Here is a 15,963-nt window from a genome sequence, read left to right as displayed (position 1 = left end):
CTAGAACCTAGAACCTAGAGGGAATTTTATGAAACTCGAAGATATTCGTCGTGAATACTTGCAAGATGCGCTTAGCGAAGACAACTTGCTTGATTGCCCATTTAAGCAGTTTGAAATGTGGCTTGAAAATGCGGTGGCAACACAAATGCCTGATCCAACCGCTATGGTAGTGGCAACAGTTGATGAAACCGGCCAACCTTCACAGCGCATCGTGTTATTAAAACACCTTGATGATAATGGCTTTGTGTTTTTTACTAATACAGGCTCGCGCAAAGCGCAAGAACTTAAAGGTAATAACAAGATTTCTCTGCACTTTCCATGGCACCACATGGAGCGCCAAGTTATTGTCTATGGTGAAGCTAAGCCATTACCTACCTCGTCGGTGGCGAAATATTTCTTATCACGCCCGAAAGAAAGTCAATTAGCTGCGTGGGCTTCAGCTCAAAGTAGACCAATTTCATCGCGCAAAGTGTTAATGGAAACCTTTGCTAATATGAAAAATAAGTTCTCCAATGGTGAAATTCCACTTCCTGATTTTTGGGGCGGCTATTGTGTTGTGCCGACTAAAATTGAGTTTTGGCAAGGTGGCGCGCACCGTCTACATGATCGATTTATGTATCAACGCCAAGCCGATAACAGTTGGCAAATTACACGGTTGAACCCCTAAGTAGCTATGAGCTTTATTGATTCTCACTGTCACCTAGACTTTAGTGAATTTGAGCCTAATAGGGAGCAATTGATAGAGCGATGCCAGCAGCAGGGGGTAAACGCTTTTATTGTTCCTGGGGTTACTTTAGAGCAATCTAAGGCACTTATTGAGTTTGCAAAGCGCTATTCCTGTGTTCGTATTGGAGCAGGTTTACACCCTTACTTCTTATCAGAATACCTTGATGAGAACTTAGCAAAATTAACTAAATTTGCTCATCATCATAGAGACACAATTATTGCTATTGGTGAGTGTGGTATTGACCGCAGTATCGATGACCTTGCTCTTCAAATTCATATTTTTGAGTACCAAATAGCGCTAGCAAACCAACTGCAACTTCCCTTAATTGTCCATCATCGAAAAAGCCATGACTTAATTGCCCAGTCCTTTAAACGCTGTAAGCCTAAATACGGCGGTGTGATACATGCTTTTTCAGGTTCAATGCAGCAAGCATACTATTATATTGAGCAGGGGTTTAAACTAGGAGTGGGGGGAGCTATTACATATGAGCGAGCCCAAAAGACTCGCCACGTTATTGCGCAGTTAGATGCTAGGTATTTACTATTGGAAACGGATTCCCCCTCAATGCCTTTATCAGGTTTCCAAGGACAAATAAACACGCCACTGCAACTACCTCGTGTGTTTGACCAATTATGTGAACTAAAGCAACTAACAGGTGAAGGTAAAGCGACATTTAAGCAGCAGCTTTATGACTCTTGTTCAGCACTTTTCTGCATATAGCGACTAACTTGCCAACGCTTTAAACCACGCCCCAGTTGCCATGTAAAAATACTCGTTATCACTAACATTAGAAGTACTTGGCGGCCTAAATCATGAAAATGGTTATGGCTTTGCGATACCGCTGCACGGGTTAAATAAGTAATCGAAACAAACCCTATAGGACGTCCATCAGCATTGGTGACAGGCTCAACAAAGGGAGTTTTTAATTTACTAATACCAGGGGTTGAATGGGGTAATTTACCAATTAAATGGTGAGGTTGCCAATTATCGCTGCTCGCAATTAATGCACCTTGATGGTCGTAAATTGTGGCAGCTAGCACAAACTCATCTTTACTAATATTATTACAAAGCGCATTGAGTGCAGGTTTGTTTTTTTCAACTAGTGGTGTTTGTGCACTCAGTGCCATAAGCCGTGTTAAGCTCTTTGCTGTGTTATCAGCATTATCATAAAGTAACTGATGACTTTGAAAGCTGCTATTAACAGCAACCCATGTTAATAATAAAAAGCAAGCAGCCGCTAAGCTCAGGCGAACAAGTCGTTGCCTAACTGATGCTGAAACTGGGTTATTAATATGGTTATTTTTCATAGTCATTGCTTACGCTGCTGACAGCCTTTGTTTTTGATGTTACAACTATGCTAACTATAACCTTAAATCCCTGCTTATGGCGAGTTTACTGTTAAAAATGCAGGGGGACATTAGTCTCATTTGGAGTCATCATGACATTGGAACGCCTTGCGGCCCTATCACCAGCCCAATTATCATCGCAATTAGTACTTGGCAACTGGTATCAGTTCGTTGAGGCTGAATTTACAAAAACACTCATACCTGATAATCCAAAGGGGACGTTTAGTGTTGCATTTGGGGCACAATTAGATGGTGAAAATTTTGAGGATATTCTAAATTTCCTCAACACGAATAACATTTTAGTTAGTAGCGTTTGTCGCTACCAACCGGATCCAATGCTTGCACCAGCTATTTGTTTCTACAGTAATGACTATTATGGCTCTTTAAACCCTTTGGTAATGAATGAGTTTGCTCATGCGAAAGGCTTTCAATTGGTGCAACTCAGCACGCCGCCTAATTTAAATGAGCCGGGTTTGTTGGTAATGGATATGGACTCAACGGCAATCACAATTGAATGCATTGATGAAATAGCACGCCTTGCAAATGTTTATGACGAAGTTGCAGCGGTCACCGCAGAAGCGATGGCAGGTAAGCTCGATTTTAGTGAAAGCTTGTATCAACGAGTTGCAAAGCTTGAAGGTATAGAGCAAAGCTTAATTGATGAGCTCAAGAGTACGCTACCGTTGATGCCGGGTATCGACGCACTGTGTCGAGTACTAAAACAGCATAACTGGTATTTAGCCATTGCCTCTGGTGGGTTTGTACCCTTTGCAGAACAAGTACAGGCGTTACTCAACCTAGATGAAGTACATGCAAATGTGCTTGAATTTAAAGACAACAAACTGACGGGTAAAGTGCTTGGCACAATTGTAGACGCTAATCAAAAAGCCAAAGTGCTTGGTATGCTGCAAAAGCGATTGAGCTTACCACCTCATCAAACAGTCGCAATAGGTGATGGCGCAAATGATTTAGTAATGATGAAAGAGGCTGGATTAGGCGTTGCCGTTCACGGTAAACCTAAAGTAGTTGAGCAGGCACAAGCAGCAATATGCGAAGGCTCCTTATTACAATTATTGTATTTGCTGACTATCCCTAAATAACCTGAACTCTGGTTAAGAGATGTACTAATGTATTGATACTAAATCACAAATATATTTATTAGTCTCCAGCCGAAGACTTTTATCGATAACAAGGCGAATTTACGCGTCAATAGCTAGCCTATTGCAAGTAAATTCAACGCAGTTAGCGTTGAAAGTAGCCGCTGGAGATAGATTTATTATCCAGAGTTCAGGTTAAATAATCAACGAACCGTAAGTTTTAGGTAACTTTCGTACTTAACCTAATCGATTCAACCAAATTTTTTTTCGTGATGACATTTGTTCTATTTGCTCAGCTTTAAAGTCAAAGTGATTGAGCGCTTCTTCTGTTACATCCACCATGTCACCTACACCAGCAACAGACCAAAGCGCTTCTTCTAAGTCTTTCGCTTTGTGCAAAGCATATTGGCTGACATATTTTAATTCGTTTGATAAGTAATCGGTATCAGGGCGACCTGTTCGCGATATAAACAGACGCATTACAAAAATCAGCTCATTCTTTAAGCCTTTTTTGAGGAAAAACGTATGCGGTGCGAAATCATCAACTGCTGTGCACTGAGTTTTTATCGCACTTTCAACGGATGACTTTTTCGGATCAAAGCGAATGAACAAGGTAAATGGTAAGGGAGGATCTTGTCGGCTTCGGTCTTTAATCAATGGTGTGATTGTGTCGGTAATTTGATCAGTTGACAAAAATGCGTCTAAACTGGTCTTTTCATTTAACAAACCAAAACTTTGTAAAATACGATGTATGGGGCTAGGGTATAAACCTTGACCAATTGCACCTGTGGTAAAATGTGCGGCTTCTTTATGTAAATAAAAAGGGAGCTGACACACTGTTTTTGTCACCATGTTTCTTAGTGCAGTTGAAAGCCCTGGAATTTTTGGTGTCTCTTCAGATACCTTTAACTTACTTTTATTATTTTCAATTAATTGAGTGAAAAACTTCACTCCCATATGAGGTAAGTCAGCTATTATTGTGGCTTTTAAGTTAATAGTAGTCAAAGACTTGCTTACAGCCATCACTTCATATTTAAGCTTAGATAACTGATGCTTTTTAGTGATTTTTTGTAACTCAGGTAAGCTGAGCTCTACAATATGACCCTTTTTAAAATCAACTGGCTGCTTGCACTCAATTTGCAATCCCATCACCGAAAAATCAAGGCTATGAGCTTGAATTGAATGTTCTTCTGAGGCTACTTCATTCACAATAACCTCTGTTTTATAGAGGTAACGCTTGTGGGCACGCAAATTTACATATTCAAGATCAATGGCTTCTAAGCGGGGAGGGGTTTTGTGTTTACCATGACCAAAGCGTTTTAATTCATTGACTACACTTTTATTGTATTCAATGGTTTGGTAACGTTTTTGCTCTGCGGGGGTGCCCACTGCGGTTAATACAGCTAAATATTTTATATCTTTTAACATGCCTTGCACGCGAGGTGACGGAGGCTTGTTAAGTTTTTCAATATCTTTACCCGCTGTTTTAGGCAGGCTCAAAGGTATAAAAGAATCCTCGGGATGGCTTGGCATTAACTGTACTTTAAAACATTGCCAGCTGTCTTTTTGGCTACCAAAGCCAAAAAACAAATTATGTAATTTAGGCTCTTTGTTAAGCTCAGTTCGGGTCGCCGAATAATAATATACTTTGCCAGACACCACGTGAGTGAAAGTATATAAGTACTCCTCTTTCACTGGGGCTGGGTCGTTTAAAAGTTCAGCCAGACGTTGTTGATTCAAGATAGAGTATAGGCAAGATAGCTTTCGTTCATCGCAGAAATAACGTTGGATAAATACATTGTTTTCAGTTGTTAACGCTATACTTGGGTATAGCTTTTCACTTTCTAAACTAAAAAAAACAAATAATGAAGCAACGCGAGGTATATAGTATTGCTCATACCCTTTTGAGACTACCGCATCAAGCGTATTATCTAAGTTTACTTTGTATCTGCGTTTATTACCGTGGATAAAGCTTTCTAGAAACTCATCGAATTTAACATTGTTTTCAATAAATGTTCGTTTTAATCGGACGTGGTTAAAATCTGCAGATACCGGTTCAACAGCAACCACCTCATACTGAATACCATTTTTTAGCCCAAGCTCAAAGTCTTGCTCTAAGCCAACGAGCCTTAATCCGATGAGTTGTCCACGTTTAACAGTATACCGCGGCGCTAGTTTGATTTTGGCACCACTTAAGGAAATATCTGATGTGGTAGCAGATATTGTATTTCCTTGGTTTATCTCAACAGTAATTTTAATTGAGTAATTCATCCGCTCTTCACGGCGACTTTCATAAGAGGCAAACTTGATTACTTGGCAACTAAGTGTATTTTGAGCTTGTTGCTCTGGCTGGTTAGCAAGTTCCGTCGCCTTTTTTTGCATGACCCTATGGTTATTATCGGTATTCATTACCGCTTCATAAACTGCAAGGGTATAACCGCCATGGCGTTTTATTGCTTCTTCAAACACGCTTATGGCAGTTTCATCCATAAAGTGTTGCTTACCACCATATTCGTAGGGCTTTACTTGGCCAGTTACTTGGCCTCTTAAATCTATAAAACGTGCAACGGGTTGAGATAAGCGTGACATTTCCATCTTGATCAAAAACTGCTCAGGCTTAGTTAAGCCTGCTGTTTTTGATTTAAAGATTCCATCAAATTTTGTATTGCCTAAATACGATTTTAATTCATCAACTAAATCTTCGTATTTTAGGAGAACATCTTCACTCATCTATAAAACCATCACCTTGGAAAAGTAGATACATCTATTTATATAAGCAACACGTTAACTTAGTAGAGCTGCTTTACTACTTATAATAGTGTTACGATAGCTACTTTTAATTTTTATTATTATAATTTGCCAAATAAATGGCTCATAAATCTATGTATTAGCTAACTAAAAACAAAGCAAAAAACGTGCCTTAAAGAAATTTCATAAAGCTATAAATAGATTGTGGCGCTGATTTAACTAATTGGCAAGCAGTGTAACCATGTAAAACCATGAGTTAACAAAATAAACGCTTTTATAAGCATAATATAAATACATAAGACTAGGTAAGAATTTAAATGGCAAAAGCGGCAAAAGTAGAGTTTGTTTGCACCGAATGCGGCATGAACTATCAGCGTTGGCAAGGACAGTGTCGTTGTGGTGCGTGGAATACCTTAGCCGAATTTAAGCCCTCTGCAGGGCAAAATAAAAAAGCTTCGTCACGCGCAGGTACCGGTGGTTATGCGGGTGGAGTAGGCGGAGGTTCAAAAAAAATAAATGATATCGCCACCGTCGAGGCTGAAAAACAACTTACTGAGATTGGGGAGCTTGATAGGGTATTAAGCGGTGGTGTTACAACCGGTTCGGTGAATATTATTTCCGGAGACCCGGGTGCAGGTAAAACAACACTGCTTTCTGATTTGGTTGCAAGAATGTCTAAGCGCATGCCATCACTTTACTGTACTGCTGAGGAGTCTTTATCGCAGTTTAAAAATCGTGTAAACCGTTTAAAGCTTGATTATAACGCGGATGAGCTTTACCTCCTTTCTGAGACTAGTGTTGAGACGATAATTGAAGAGCTTGAAAAGAACAAAATTAAGTTTGCTGTAATAGACTCTATCCAAGCGGTTGTCACCGACACTGCCAACGGCAGCCCAGGTTCGCCTTCACAAGTTAAAAGTGCTGCGCAAGCTTTAACCCAGTACTGCAAACAAAATGATGTCACTATGTTCATCATTGCTCATGTTAATAAAAACAACGAGATAGCAGGCCCACAAACATTAGTACATATCGTTGATGCGTTATTACATATAGATACAAACGATGGCCAAATCCGTACTTTAAGAGCCAATAAAAACCGTTTTGGTGATATAGATACTGTGGGCATTTTTAGAATGTGTGAGCGGGGCATGCTCAGTGTAGATAACCCAAGTGAAATATTTTTATCGGGCTCAAGTACTGAATCACCGGGTTCTGCCATTACCTGTATCCGTAAAGGCAACCGAAACCTATTGCTTGAAATTCAATGTTTAACCACCGAAACCGAAGCCGAGTTCCCGCAACGAGTGTGTGTAGGGTTAAACATGAACCGAATCAAAATGCTCACAGGTATTTTGCGTAAACATACTAAAACTAAAATTTTTCACGACACTTTTTTTAATATTGTGGGCGGTTTGAAAATTGACGAATCAGAAACCTGTATTGACCTTGCTTTAGTTGCGGCTTTATTGAGTAGTTTAAATGAGTTTGTGGTACCGCGAACAACCTGCATTATGGGTGAGCTTAGCTTAAATGGGGACGTAAGGCCGATAGACAGCGGCGTGCCAAGGGTTAAAGAAGCTGCGCAACATGGCTTTACTGAAATATTTATACCATTTCGTAATTACCATAAGTCGATGGAAGGACTTGGAGCAAAAATTACCCCCGTTAAAACAGTGCATGAGCTGCTAAGCCTGATAAATTAATAGCAGGCTTTAAAAGCGCTTAACGAGTCATGTTGTTCAATGTTAACCTTGAGCGAAGATAAATTGATTTAAAAAACATAATAAGGAATATAATGAAAAAACTAGCAATTATTGCAGGTGTTGTGGCTATAACACTCGGTGGTGTTAGCTACGCTAACCACCTTGTAACGCAAGAAGTCAAAGGTGAAGTTGACCGCCAGCTTGCAATGCTAACGGAGCAGGTTGGTTCGGTAGTCTCATACGATGAGTTATCAGCGAGTGTTTTTTCACAAAGTGTTGAACTGTCTAATCTCGTTGTAACTGGTTTTGATGGTAAAAGCATCGCTGTAATTGATGATGTATTGGTTGCTGGATACGAGACAGATAAAATAGCGCCTCGTACTGAGTTATCAGTCAATGGGTTTAAATTCAGTGACGAGTTTGTGGCGCAGCTTCCAGCTAATGCAAACAATCAACTGGCCAGCGCGCGTTATGACTTACATACTTTGATGAATTACGATGCGGAGTCAGGCAATAGTGATATTAAACTTACTATTGATGCAAACGACATTATTGCGTTTAATTTTGATTTAGGCTTAGCTAATTCAACGCCATTGATGGAAGCGTCGTTGGCCGCCAGTAAATTGCAGCAAGAAAGTGGCTCACAACAATTAACCCTAGAGCAGGAACTTCAGCAGCAAACAATTATGATGGAAGCGCTCTCTGGTCTTGAGCCACGCACTATTGAAATTAACTTACAAAACCAAGGTGAGTTTAAAGCCTTAGTTGAACAAGTTCTTGAAAAGCAAGGGATGACACTTGAGCAAATGCAACAAATGGTCGAGATGCAATTACAGCAATCTCCAGTGAGCGATGAGTTAGCGCAAGCAATTAAAGACTTCACTAAAGGCTTTGGGTCGCTAACTGTCTCGGCAAGCCTGCCAGAGGGGCAAACCATGACCGAAATAAACCAACAGATTTTTACTCTAATGGGGCAACCTAACGAGTTGGCAGAGTTTATAAACTTACAAGCAAAAGGGGAGTAGCTCGAGAAGCTATAATTCTTAAGTTTAAGAAAAAATACCATTTTGAGTGATTTAAAAGCGCGCTAACTCGCGCTTTCAAATCATCACAGGTCTATTGAAAGCGATAGCTTACGTTCATTGTTTGATTAACCCACCTTAGTCCATTTTTATCCAACTATTTAGACTCAAAGCCACTCGTGCTCTCTGCAAAACCCAAGTTGACCCCAGTGGTATAGTATTAATTTTTATTTGTTTGAAGTGGAGTGCATTGAGCCGCATTAAGGTTCACCATCAAGCCGGCATGAATATGCTTCATTTCAAGGGCAATCAGCATCACTTTTGAGACGGTTAGCTAAATAAACTTACTCGTTGATGGTTTTTATGTTTATTTTTTATCAAGTAGTTAGTTTTAGAATGATTGACTTATAAACTTGCTTTGACTATTGTTTATTCAACAATAACAAGGATGAGTGAAATTATTTATGCGAACGCCATTACTTACCGGTTTACTCCTATCAACATTTTTAGCCTCATTTATTACCTCTGCAGGTGTTGATAGCCCACCAAAAAATCAAGATAAGTTAGGGGCGTGCTCGTCAGAGCACTGTAAGCAAGAGTTTAAAAAATTAAAACAATATTCACGCCAACAAATACCCATCGCGCAAGAAATGATGGGGAGCTTTTATTACAATGGTTATGGGGTGGAAAAGGATCTAAAAAAAGCGCGCCGGTACTTTTATGAAGCTGCGCGTTGGGATTTACCAAACAGCCAATTCAAGCTGGGTATTATGATGCTTGAAGGCGAAGGCGGGGAAGTTAACGTCAGCCTTGGACTTACTAATTTACGAAAAGCAGCGAAAAAGTTAAAAAAAGCGCATTACTTTACCGCGGTGTACTTATTGTTGAACAACCCGTCTCAAGAAGATGTGTTCGAAGCAAAAGAAAAGTTAGAGTTAGCTGCTAATAAAGGGCATGTTAGAGCACATTATTTATTGGCTAAACTGCATGAGTCTACAATGTTGGGAAAAGCTGATAAAGAGAAGTCGCTTGCACTGTATAAAAAAATCGCTAATAGAGACCCAAGAGCAAAACAAAAGCTCGTCGACTTAGGCGTTGCTTTACCCAGAGAACCCAAAAACAAAGACATTGAACGTATCGAGGTGGTCAGAGAAAAGCAGACAATGGATATGTTTATTTCTGGATTGAAAAACTTACCGAGCATGAGGGCGTCAACATCAAGCAGAATCAGAGGCTCTCGATGTAATGATACTATTCCTTGTTCATCTATTAGTGGTGATGAGGATTTAAGGCGCTTTAAACAAGGTGCAACCCAAGCATTTTTAAGCGGACAAGCTGCGCGCCTTCGTGGTGGCAATTAACAGCAAAATGCCCTATTTCATGTGCTGACAGTAGTTTTTGTTGAATTAGGTTTATCACTTAAAAATAAAAGCCGTGCTTGTTAAAATAAGCACGGCTTTTATTTTACTCGCATCGTACCACCAGAGCCGCGTGGTGTTAGGTTTAGTCCAACTGCCGTTTTGGTGCAAAATAACACACCTAGAGTTTTACTCGCTGGTTTACTAAGGCAATTGCTAGTGGAATAATGAATGTATTTAATACACATTGTTTTATGGTTTCATTGAATCACAACACCTCGAGTAATTTATATCTGTCGTTAGCATTATTTTACAGCTTGGTTAGCAGTCTAAGTGAGAGTTATGTTTGTCGTTTTTAAAGTTATATTTTTCGTATTTATGTTTGCACTGTTCATTATTTCTCTTAGGAGCTTTTGTATTTTTACAGGCAGATTAATGCGATTAGAAGGCGGTAAAATTAAACACCTATTAACCTTTTTCTTAGGTTTTATTATTTTTATTGTGTGTTTTAATTTGGTTGTAAATAATGCAGAAAAGCTCGGATTTACAGTGATTGATGTACGAAGCAGCCAAAAATGAGGAAAGCCGTTCAAGGTGACTCAGGGGGCATGTATTGCCTTTTTCTATAGGATTCCTTTCACTGCTTAATAACTCTATTTTGTATCTAAATAAAAGCCGTGCTTGAATTAACAAACACGGCTTTTATCTTTTGCTAGCACCTAGCACCTAGCACCTAGTGCAATAAACGGGCTCTAATAGTGCCTTCTACTGCACTGAGCTCTTTCAGGGCTACTTCAGATTGATCTGTGTCTACGTCGATAACCACATAGCCAATGGCTTCGTCAGTTTGTAAGTACTGTGCGGCGATATTGATGCCGTGCTGTGCGAACGCTTGGTTAATTTGTGTTAGTACGCCTGGGCGGTTGTGGTGTACGTGCAATAAGCGGCTGCGATTAGCAAGCTCAGGTAGAGATACTTCAGGGAAGTTAACAGCAGTAATGGTTGAGCCGTTATCTGAGTATTTAGCTAATTTGCCAGCAACTTCAATACCGATATTCTCTTGTGCTTCTTGGGTAGAGCCACCAATGTGTGGGGTTAAAATCACGTTGTCGAATTCACGCAGTGGTGATACAAATTCATCATCGTTTGATTTTGGCTCGACTGGGAATACGTCAATGGCAGCGCCGCTTAGTTTTTTCTCACTGAGAGCTTCTGCAAGGGCGTCTATATCAACGACGGTGCCGCGTGAGGCGTTGATCAAAATAGCCCCTTGTTTCATGACTGAAATTTCAGCACTACCAATAAGGTTTTTAGTTTGTGGTGTTTCAGGTACATGCAAACTAATAACATCGGCGCGTTGTAGTAGCTGAGTTAGGTTATGCACTTGAGTAGCATTACCCAGCGTTAGCTTGTCCTCTATGTCGTAAAATTCAACGTTCATGCCTATGTTTTCTGCCATGATGCCAAGCTGTGTACCAATATGGCCGTAGCCAATAATACCCAGTGTTTTACCACGAGCTTCAAACGACCCATGAGCGGTTTTTAACCACCCGCCACGGTGTGCAATAGCATTACGCTCAGGAATACCGCGGAACAACAGTAAAATTTCGCCTAGAACAAGTTCTGCAACTGAGCGCGTATTTGAGAATGGGGCGTTAAAAACAGCGATACCACGCTCGCGTGCTGCATCTAAATCAACTTGGTTGGTACCAATACAAAAACAGCCAACTGCAACAAGTTTTTCGGCTGCTTCTAGTACTGTTGCATTAATTTGAGTACGAGAACGAAGTCCTACAAAGTGCACATCTTTGATGCGCTCAAGTAGTTCGTCCTCAGGTAACGATGTTTTGACGTAATCGATGTTGCTGTAACCATTACGTTTTAGTGTTTCAACTGCACTTTGGTGCACACCTTCAAGCAAGAGAATTTTAATTTTGTCTTTTGCTAACGATACCTTACTCATATCCTCATTCCTATTTTATCTGTGGCCCATTTTTGGTGCCTATGATGACTTTATCTGCGCCACGTTCGGCAAATAAGCCGTTGGTTACAACGCCGACAATTTGATTAATTGTCTGCTCAAGTTGTTTTGCGTCGGTAATTTTTAAATTATGTACGTCTAAAATAACATTGCCATTGTCGGTAACAACACCTTGGCGGTAAACCGGGTCACCACCTAGTTTTAACAATTCGCGTGCGACATAGCTGCGTGCCATTGGGATAACTTCAACAGGCAATGGAAACTCACCCATAGTATCAACCAGCTTGGTATCATCAACAATACATACAAATTGTTTGGCAACGGCAGCAACGATTTTTTCACGCGTTAATGCAGCACCGCCGCCTTTGATCATTTCATTGTGTGTATTTATTTCATCAGCACCATCAACATATACGTCTAAGCTTGCTACATCATTTAGCTCAAATACTTCAATACCAAGCGCTTTAAGCTTTTCTGTCGATGCATCAGAGCTTGATACTGCTCCTGTGATGGTGTCTTTTATAGAGCCAAGTGCATCAATAAAATGATTAACAGTGGAGCCGGTGCCAACACCAACAATGGTATTTTCTTCTACGAATTCGAGTGCAGCCCACGCAGCTGCTTTTTTTAGTTCATCTTGTGTCATTTTTAGTTGCTCTATAGGTGGAGTTTATTTACGTAAGTATACAAATATATTGCTTACCAATGGTAAATTTTATGCGGTGTAATAATAAAATTTAAAGGTACATCCCACGGTTCTACGGGTAAACTTTCAACATGCTGGCACTGATGTGCAAGACCAATAAGTTGCGGTTTTTGCCAGTTTTCGTTGTGGTAGCGCGCCAAGGTCTTATCATAAAAACCGCCTCCCATACCTAAACGATTACCATGACTATCAAATGCCACGAGTGGCATTAATAAGTAATCTAAGTCCTGTAAGGGGCAAATCTGACTACAATTTAACTTAGGCTCCAAGATAGCATAGTGATTTGCTCTCATGGGTGAATTTTCTTCATAGCGCTGAAAGTACAAGGTTGTGCCGTTGAAAGGGTGTATTACAGGTAGGTATACAAGGTGGTTTTTAGTCCAAAGCTCTTTAATTAACAAAGATGTATCAAGTTCTGAGTCGTTGCTTAAATAAAGTGCTACCTGTGAGTTTTTAGTTGTATTGTACCTTTTTAGGTGTTGAATAAAATTCACTTTAAGCTGTTCGGCTGCAATTTCTTGCTCAATTTTTGATAAGTTTTGGCGCCGTTTTCTAATTTTTTGTCGTAAATTTGCTCTATTAATATTCATGCTTCACTTTCAAATTATGTTTTACGAGTCTAAAAAGGCAAATAAATCAGGGAAAGCGAATGATAGCCCAAGTACAATGAGCAATAATATGACCATCGCAATGAGTGAATAAAGAAGTGCGTTGTTATGTTTTTTTATTGGTGTATTGAGCTCTTCATCCAGTAATAAGTCATCATTTTGCCAATCCCCCTCATCGGCCACCGAAGGCTGTTCGTCTACAGCAGGGAGTCGTTGCTCTAAATCATCGAGCTTTTCTTCAATTCGAATCAAGCTACTGGTGATGTAATCAAGTGCGTTGAAAATGCGTTCATCGCGTTGCAAAGCTGCATCATCGTTAATATTTGCAGAAGTGCCTGTATTAATAGGTTGTAACTTGCTTTTAATACCGAAACTTGCCAATAGTTTAGCTTGTTTTAGTGCTTTATCTTTTGAGCACGCAGCGAATAAAGGTTTATTTTCAAAAAATGCAGCGACCTTATTTGGTGATGCATTGAGCTTAGTCGCCAGTTTAGTTTGTGCGTCGCTAGATTGAGTATCGTTTGCTAATCCTGCAAACATAACGCGATAGTTTTCTGACATCTTTGTTTTCCAAAAATGTTGAATCAATAAGTTGAGTATATACCCAAATCACCTCAGAATACGAGTGTCGTTGGAATTAAAAGCGCGTTAGGTAAGGCACTGATAGCAAGTAATGGTGAAAATCGATAACGCAGTATAAATCGCTTTTAAACCAACCCTTTGGGCGTTTCACAGTGGCTTGCTCTCTGTGTTGTTACTTTTTATAAGGGATTGCCATTATTGCAAAGTAACACTTTGATATTAAGCCCCTGTGATACACTGAGTTCTGCATTTGAGGTGGTTTGGGTATAAAAAGAACAGCCCGTGTAAACGGGCTGGACAGGACAAATATAGTCTAAATATCAGCTATTAATATTTAGCAGCTTCGCCTTCTTTGGGTAATGCATTGATTATAAACTCGCGTAAATCATTATTAGAGCTCTCTAAATCAGCATGGCGAAGATACATCATATGACCACTGCGGTAGCCTTTAAAACTTAAGCGGTCACGCATTTTACTGCTAGGGTCAAGTTGCCACATTGTATACTTTGCATCAAAGTAATTTGTTGCACCGTCATAATAACCCGCTTGTACTAATACATTGAGGTAAGGATTTTGTGCCATGGCCAAGCGCAAGTTTTCACCTGTTTTGTTATTGCTGCGATCCCAAGGGTGTACGTTACCGAATAAGTTATATTTTACGTCGGTTTTATATTTTAGCTCATGACGTAAATAGTGGTTTATTGCTGGGGTGAATGAATGTAGCCATGAGGTGAGTTCAGCCCAGTAATCTGGAGATTCGCCAGCATCACGTTTGTCTATGCCTAAATAACGAGAGTCTAAACGGCCCAATGTTTGACCGCGATCGCGTAATAATTCTTTCCAAAAGAAGTTAGTTGGAATGTCTAAGTTATTTTGTGCAACAAATTTTTCAGACACACCAGCGTAAAGTGCCATTTGCTTAATGATAGCGCGTTTTTCTTCATCGCCAATAAAACCGCCTTTTGCAATCGCAGGGATCAACTTGTTAATTGTAAACGCTTCGACCTCAGGAAGTAACTCATCTAAATCTTTTGCTTGTAACTCAGGGCTTAATGCTTTGTGATACCACGCGGTTGCTGCAAAGTATGGTAAGCGATTCGCTGCCTTTACAGGACCATCGCGCTTGATACCGATATCAGTAGGTGATACAAGCACAACACCGTTAATATACATCCATTGGCGATTTTGTAATTCATGAGCAAGCCCTGATACACGCGTTGTACCGTAGCTTTCGCCAATTAAAAATTTAGGTGAACGCCAGCGCTCATGTCTGTTTACAAAGGTGTTGAGCCACTCGGCAAGGTATTTAATATCTGCATTGACACCAAAGAACATTTTTTTCTGTGCGTCTTTACTTGGTAGCTCGCCTTTTTCGTTTTCTAAAACACGTGAATAACCCGTATTCACTGGATTTACATAAACAATATCGGCCACATCAAGCACTGAGTAAGGGTTATCTTTTACGCCGTATGGCTGAATTGGGTAACCTTCATCATCAATCTTTAATACACGCGGGCCAGTATAAGCTAGGTGCATCCATACTGACGCTGAACCTGGTCCGCCATTGAATGAAATGAGCAGTGGGCGCTTTGTTCTATCGTCAACTTTGTCGCGCTCATAATAAGTATATTGCAATGTGGCGACTGCATCGCCTTTGTCATTCCATACTGGTTGGGTGCCAGTGGTTGCGGTGTAAGAAAAGCGTTCACCATTAATGCGTGCTTTGTGCTCAGTGACAACTGTACTGTCAACGTCAATACGACGCTGATTTTCAGTTGCAAAGCTTGCGTGCGAGACGCTAAGGGTTAGCGCTGCAACTGAAAGGCTGATGATACTTATTAGTTTCATAATGGATCCTTTTTTTATATTTCAGCTATTAAAGGTAATTTTAGATTAAATAACAAAGTTAATGAGACTAGGTGCTGATATTAGTCGGTAAGAGGTAGAAGTTAAGCTTAGTTAATTTTTATCTGTGTATGCTTTTTACCTAATTTAGTGGGATTGGATTTTGATTCGTGAAGTAATCGAGTATATTACCCGCCTAAGTTATATTTGAGCTTTAGCTTTAATGCGCACATTGAGCAA

At 40.0% G+C, this 15,963-nt stretch carries 13 protein-coding genes; 6 read left to right on the top strand and 7 right to left on the bottom strand.

Annotated features, from left to right (window positions below; all coding sequences use genetic code 11):
• Positions 1–28 precede the first annotated feature (28 nt).
• Together pdxH and CSC79_RS05910 are read left to right on the top strand one after the other, a co-directional pair.
• The gene (gene pdxH, locus CSC79_RS05915) at positions 29–667 is read left to right on the top strand and encodes a pyridoxamine 5'-phosphate oxidase (RefSeq protein WP_099294914.1); all 639 of its coding nucleotides are present in this window, start codon (positions 29–31) and stop codon (positions 665–667) included.
• Between the two features lie 6 nt (positions 668–673).
• The gene (locus CSC79_RS05910; protein ID WP_099294913.1) at positions 674–1,447 is read left to right on the top strand and encodes a TatD family hydrolase; all 774 of its coding nucleotides are present in this window, start codon (positions 674–676) and stop codon (positions 1,445–1,447) included.
• On the opposite strand, the gene CSC79_RS05905 is transcribed toward CSC79_RS05910, so the two are convergent.
• Positions 1,414–2,034, bottom strand: coding sequence for an AhpA/YtjB family protein (locus tag CSC79_RS05905; RefSeq protein ID WP_099294912.1), 621 nt, complete (start codon positions 2,032–2,034; stop codon positions 1,414–1,416). The two genes, CSC79_RS05910 and CSC79_RS05905, sit on opposite strands and share 34 nt — an antisense overlap.
• A 131-nt stretch (positions 2,035–2,165) precedes the next feature.
• Here CSC79_RS05905 and serB point away from each other — a divergent pair, with 131 nt between their 5' ends.
• Positions 2,166–3,173 (top strand): phosphoserine phosphatase SerB, encoded by a 1,008-nt coding sequence (gene serB / locus CSC79_RS05900; RefSeq protein WP_099294911.1) that lies wholly within the window; start codon positions 2,166–2,168, stop codon positions 3,171–3,173.
• 234 nt (positions 3,174–3,407) lie between these two features.
• Here serB and CSC79_RS05895 read toward each other — a convergent pair whose 3' ends face one another.
• Positions 3,408–5,900 carry a PilZ domain-containing protein gene (locus CSC79_RS05895; protein ID WP_099294910.1) on the bottom strand — a complete coding sequence of 831 codons (2,493 nt, stop codon included), beginning with the start codon at positions 5,898–5,900 and terminating at the stop codon, positions 3,408–3,410.
• Between the two features lie 335 nt (positions 5,901–6,235).
• Between CSC79_RS05895 and radA the strand changes: the two genes are divergently transcribed.
• The 3 genes from radA to CSC79_RS05880 all read left to right on the top strand — a co-directional run bounded on the left by radA (position 6,236) and on the right by CSC79_RS05880 (position 10,004).
• Positions 6,236–7,621: a DNA repair protein RadA gene (gene radA / locus CSC79_RS05890; protein ID WP_099294909.1), complete on the top strand. Its 1,386-nt coding sequence runs from the start codon at positions 6,236–6,238 to the stop codon at positions 7,619–7,621.
• 92 nt (positions 7,622–7,713) lie between these two features.
• On the top strand, positions 7,714–8,646 hold the full coding sequence (locus tag CSC79_RS05885; RefSeq protein ID WP_099294908.1) for a hypothetical protein: 933 nt from the start codon (positions 7,714–7,716) through the stop codon (positions 8,644–8,646).
• Between the two features lie 449 nt (positions 8,647–9,095).
• Positions 9,096–10,004, top strand: a complete 909-nt coding sequence (locus tag CSC79_RS05880) for a tetratricopeptide repeat protein (protein ID WP_237113971.1) — start codon at positions 9,096–9,098, stop codon at positions 10,002–10,004.
• A 730-nt stretch (positions 10,005–10,734) separates the two neighbouring features.
• Here CSC79_RS05880 and serA read toward each other — a convergent pair.
• The 5 genes from serA to CSC79_RS05855 all read right to left on the bottom strand — a co-directional run bounded on the left by serA (position 10,735) and on the right by CSC79_RS05855 (position 15,726).
• A complete protein-coding gene (serA, locus tag CSC79_RS05875; RefSeq protein WP_099294906.1) occupies positions 10,735–11,964 on the bottom strand; it encodes a phosphoglycerate dehydrogenase in 1,230 nt (409 codons plus the stop codon).
• Between the two features lie 10 nt (positions 11,965–11,974).
• Positions 11,975–12,628: a ribose-5-phosphate isomerase RpiA gene (rpiA, locus tag CSC79_RS05870; RefSeq protein ID WP_099294905.1), complete on the bottom strand. Its 654-nt coding sequence runs from the start codon at positions 12,626–12,628 to the stop codon at positions 11,975–11,977.
• Between the two features lie 53 nt (positions 12,629–12,681).
• Positions 12,682–13,278 carry a 5-formyltetrahydrofolate cyclo-ligase gene (locus CSC79_RS05865; protein ID WP_099294904.1) on the bottom strand — a complete coding sequence of 199 codons (597 nt, stop codon included), beginning with the start codon at positions 13,276–13,278 and terminating at the stop codon, positions 12,682–12,684.
• A 21-nt stretch (positions 13,279–13,299) separates the two neighbouring features.
• On the bottom strand, positions 13,300–13,857 hold the full coding sequence (locus tag CSC79_RS05860) for a hypothetical protein (RefSeq protein ID WP_099294903.1): 558 nt from the start codon (positions 13,855–13,857) through the stop codon (positions 13,300–13,302).
• Positions 13,858–14,205: 348 nt separating this feature from the next.
• A complete protein-coding gene (locus tag CSC79_RS05855) occupies positions 14,206–15,726 on the bottom strand; it encodes a carboxypeptidase (protein ID WP_099294902.1) in 1,521 nt (506 codons plus the stop codon).
• Between the last annotated feature and the right edge of the window lie 237 nt (positions 15,727–15,963).

This window comes from Pseudoalteromonas sp. 3D05 (assembly GCF_002723455.1).
Classification (GTDB): Bacteria; Pseudomonadota; Gammaproteobacteria; order Enterobacterales; family Alteromonadaceae; genus Pseudoalteromonas.
This window is presented reverse-complemented; position numbering and strand designations above follow the sequence as displayed.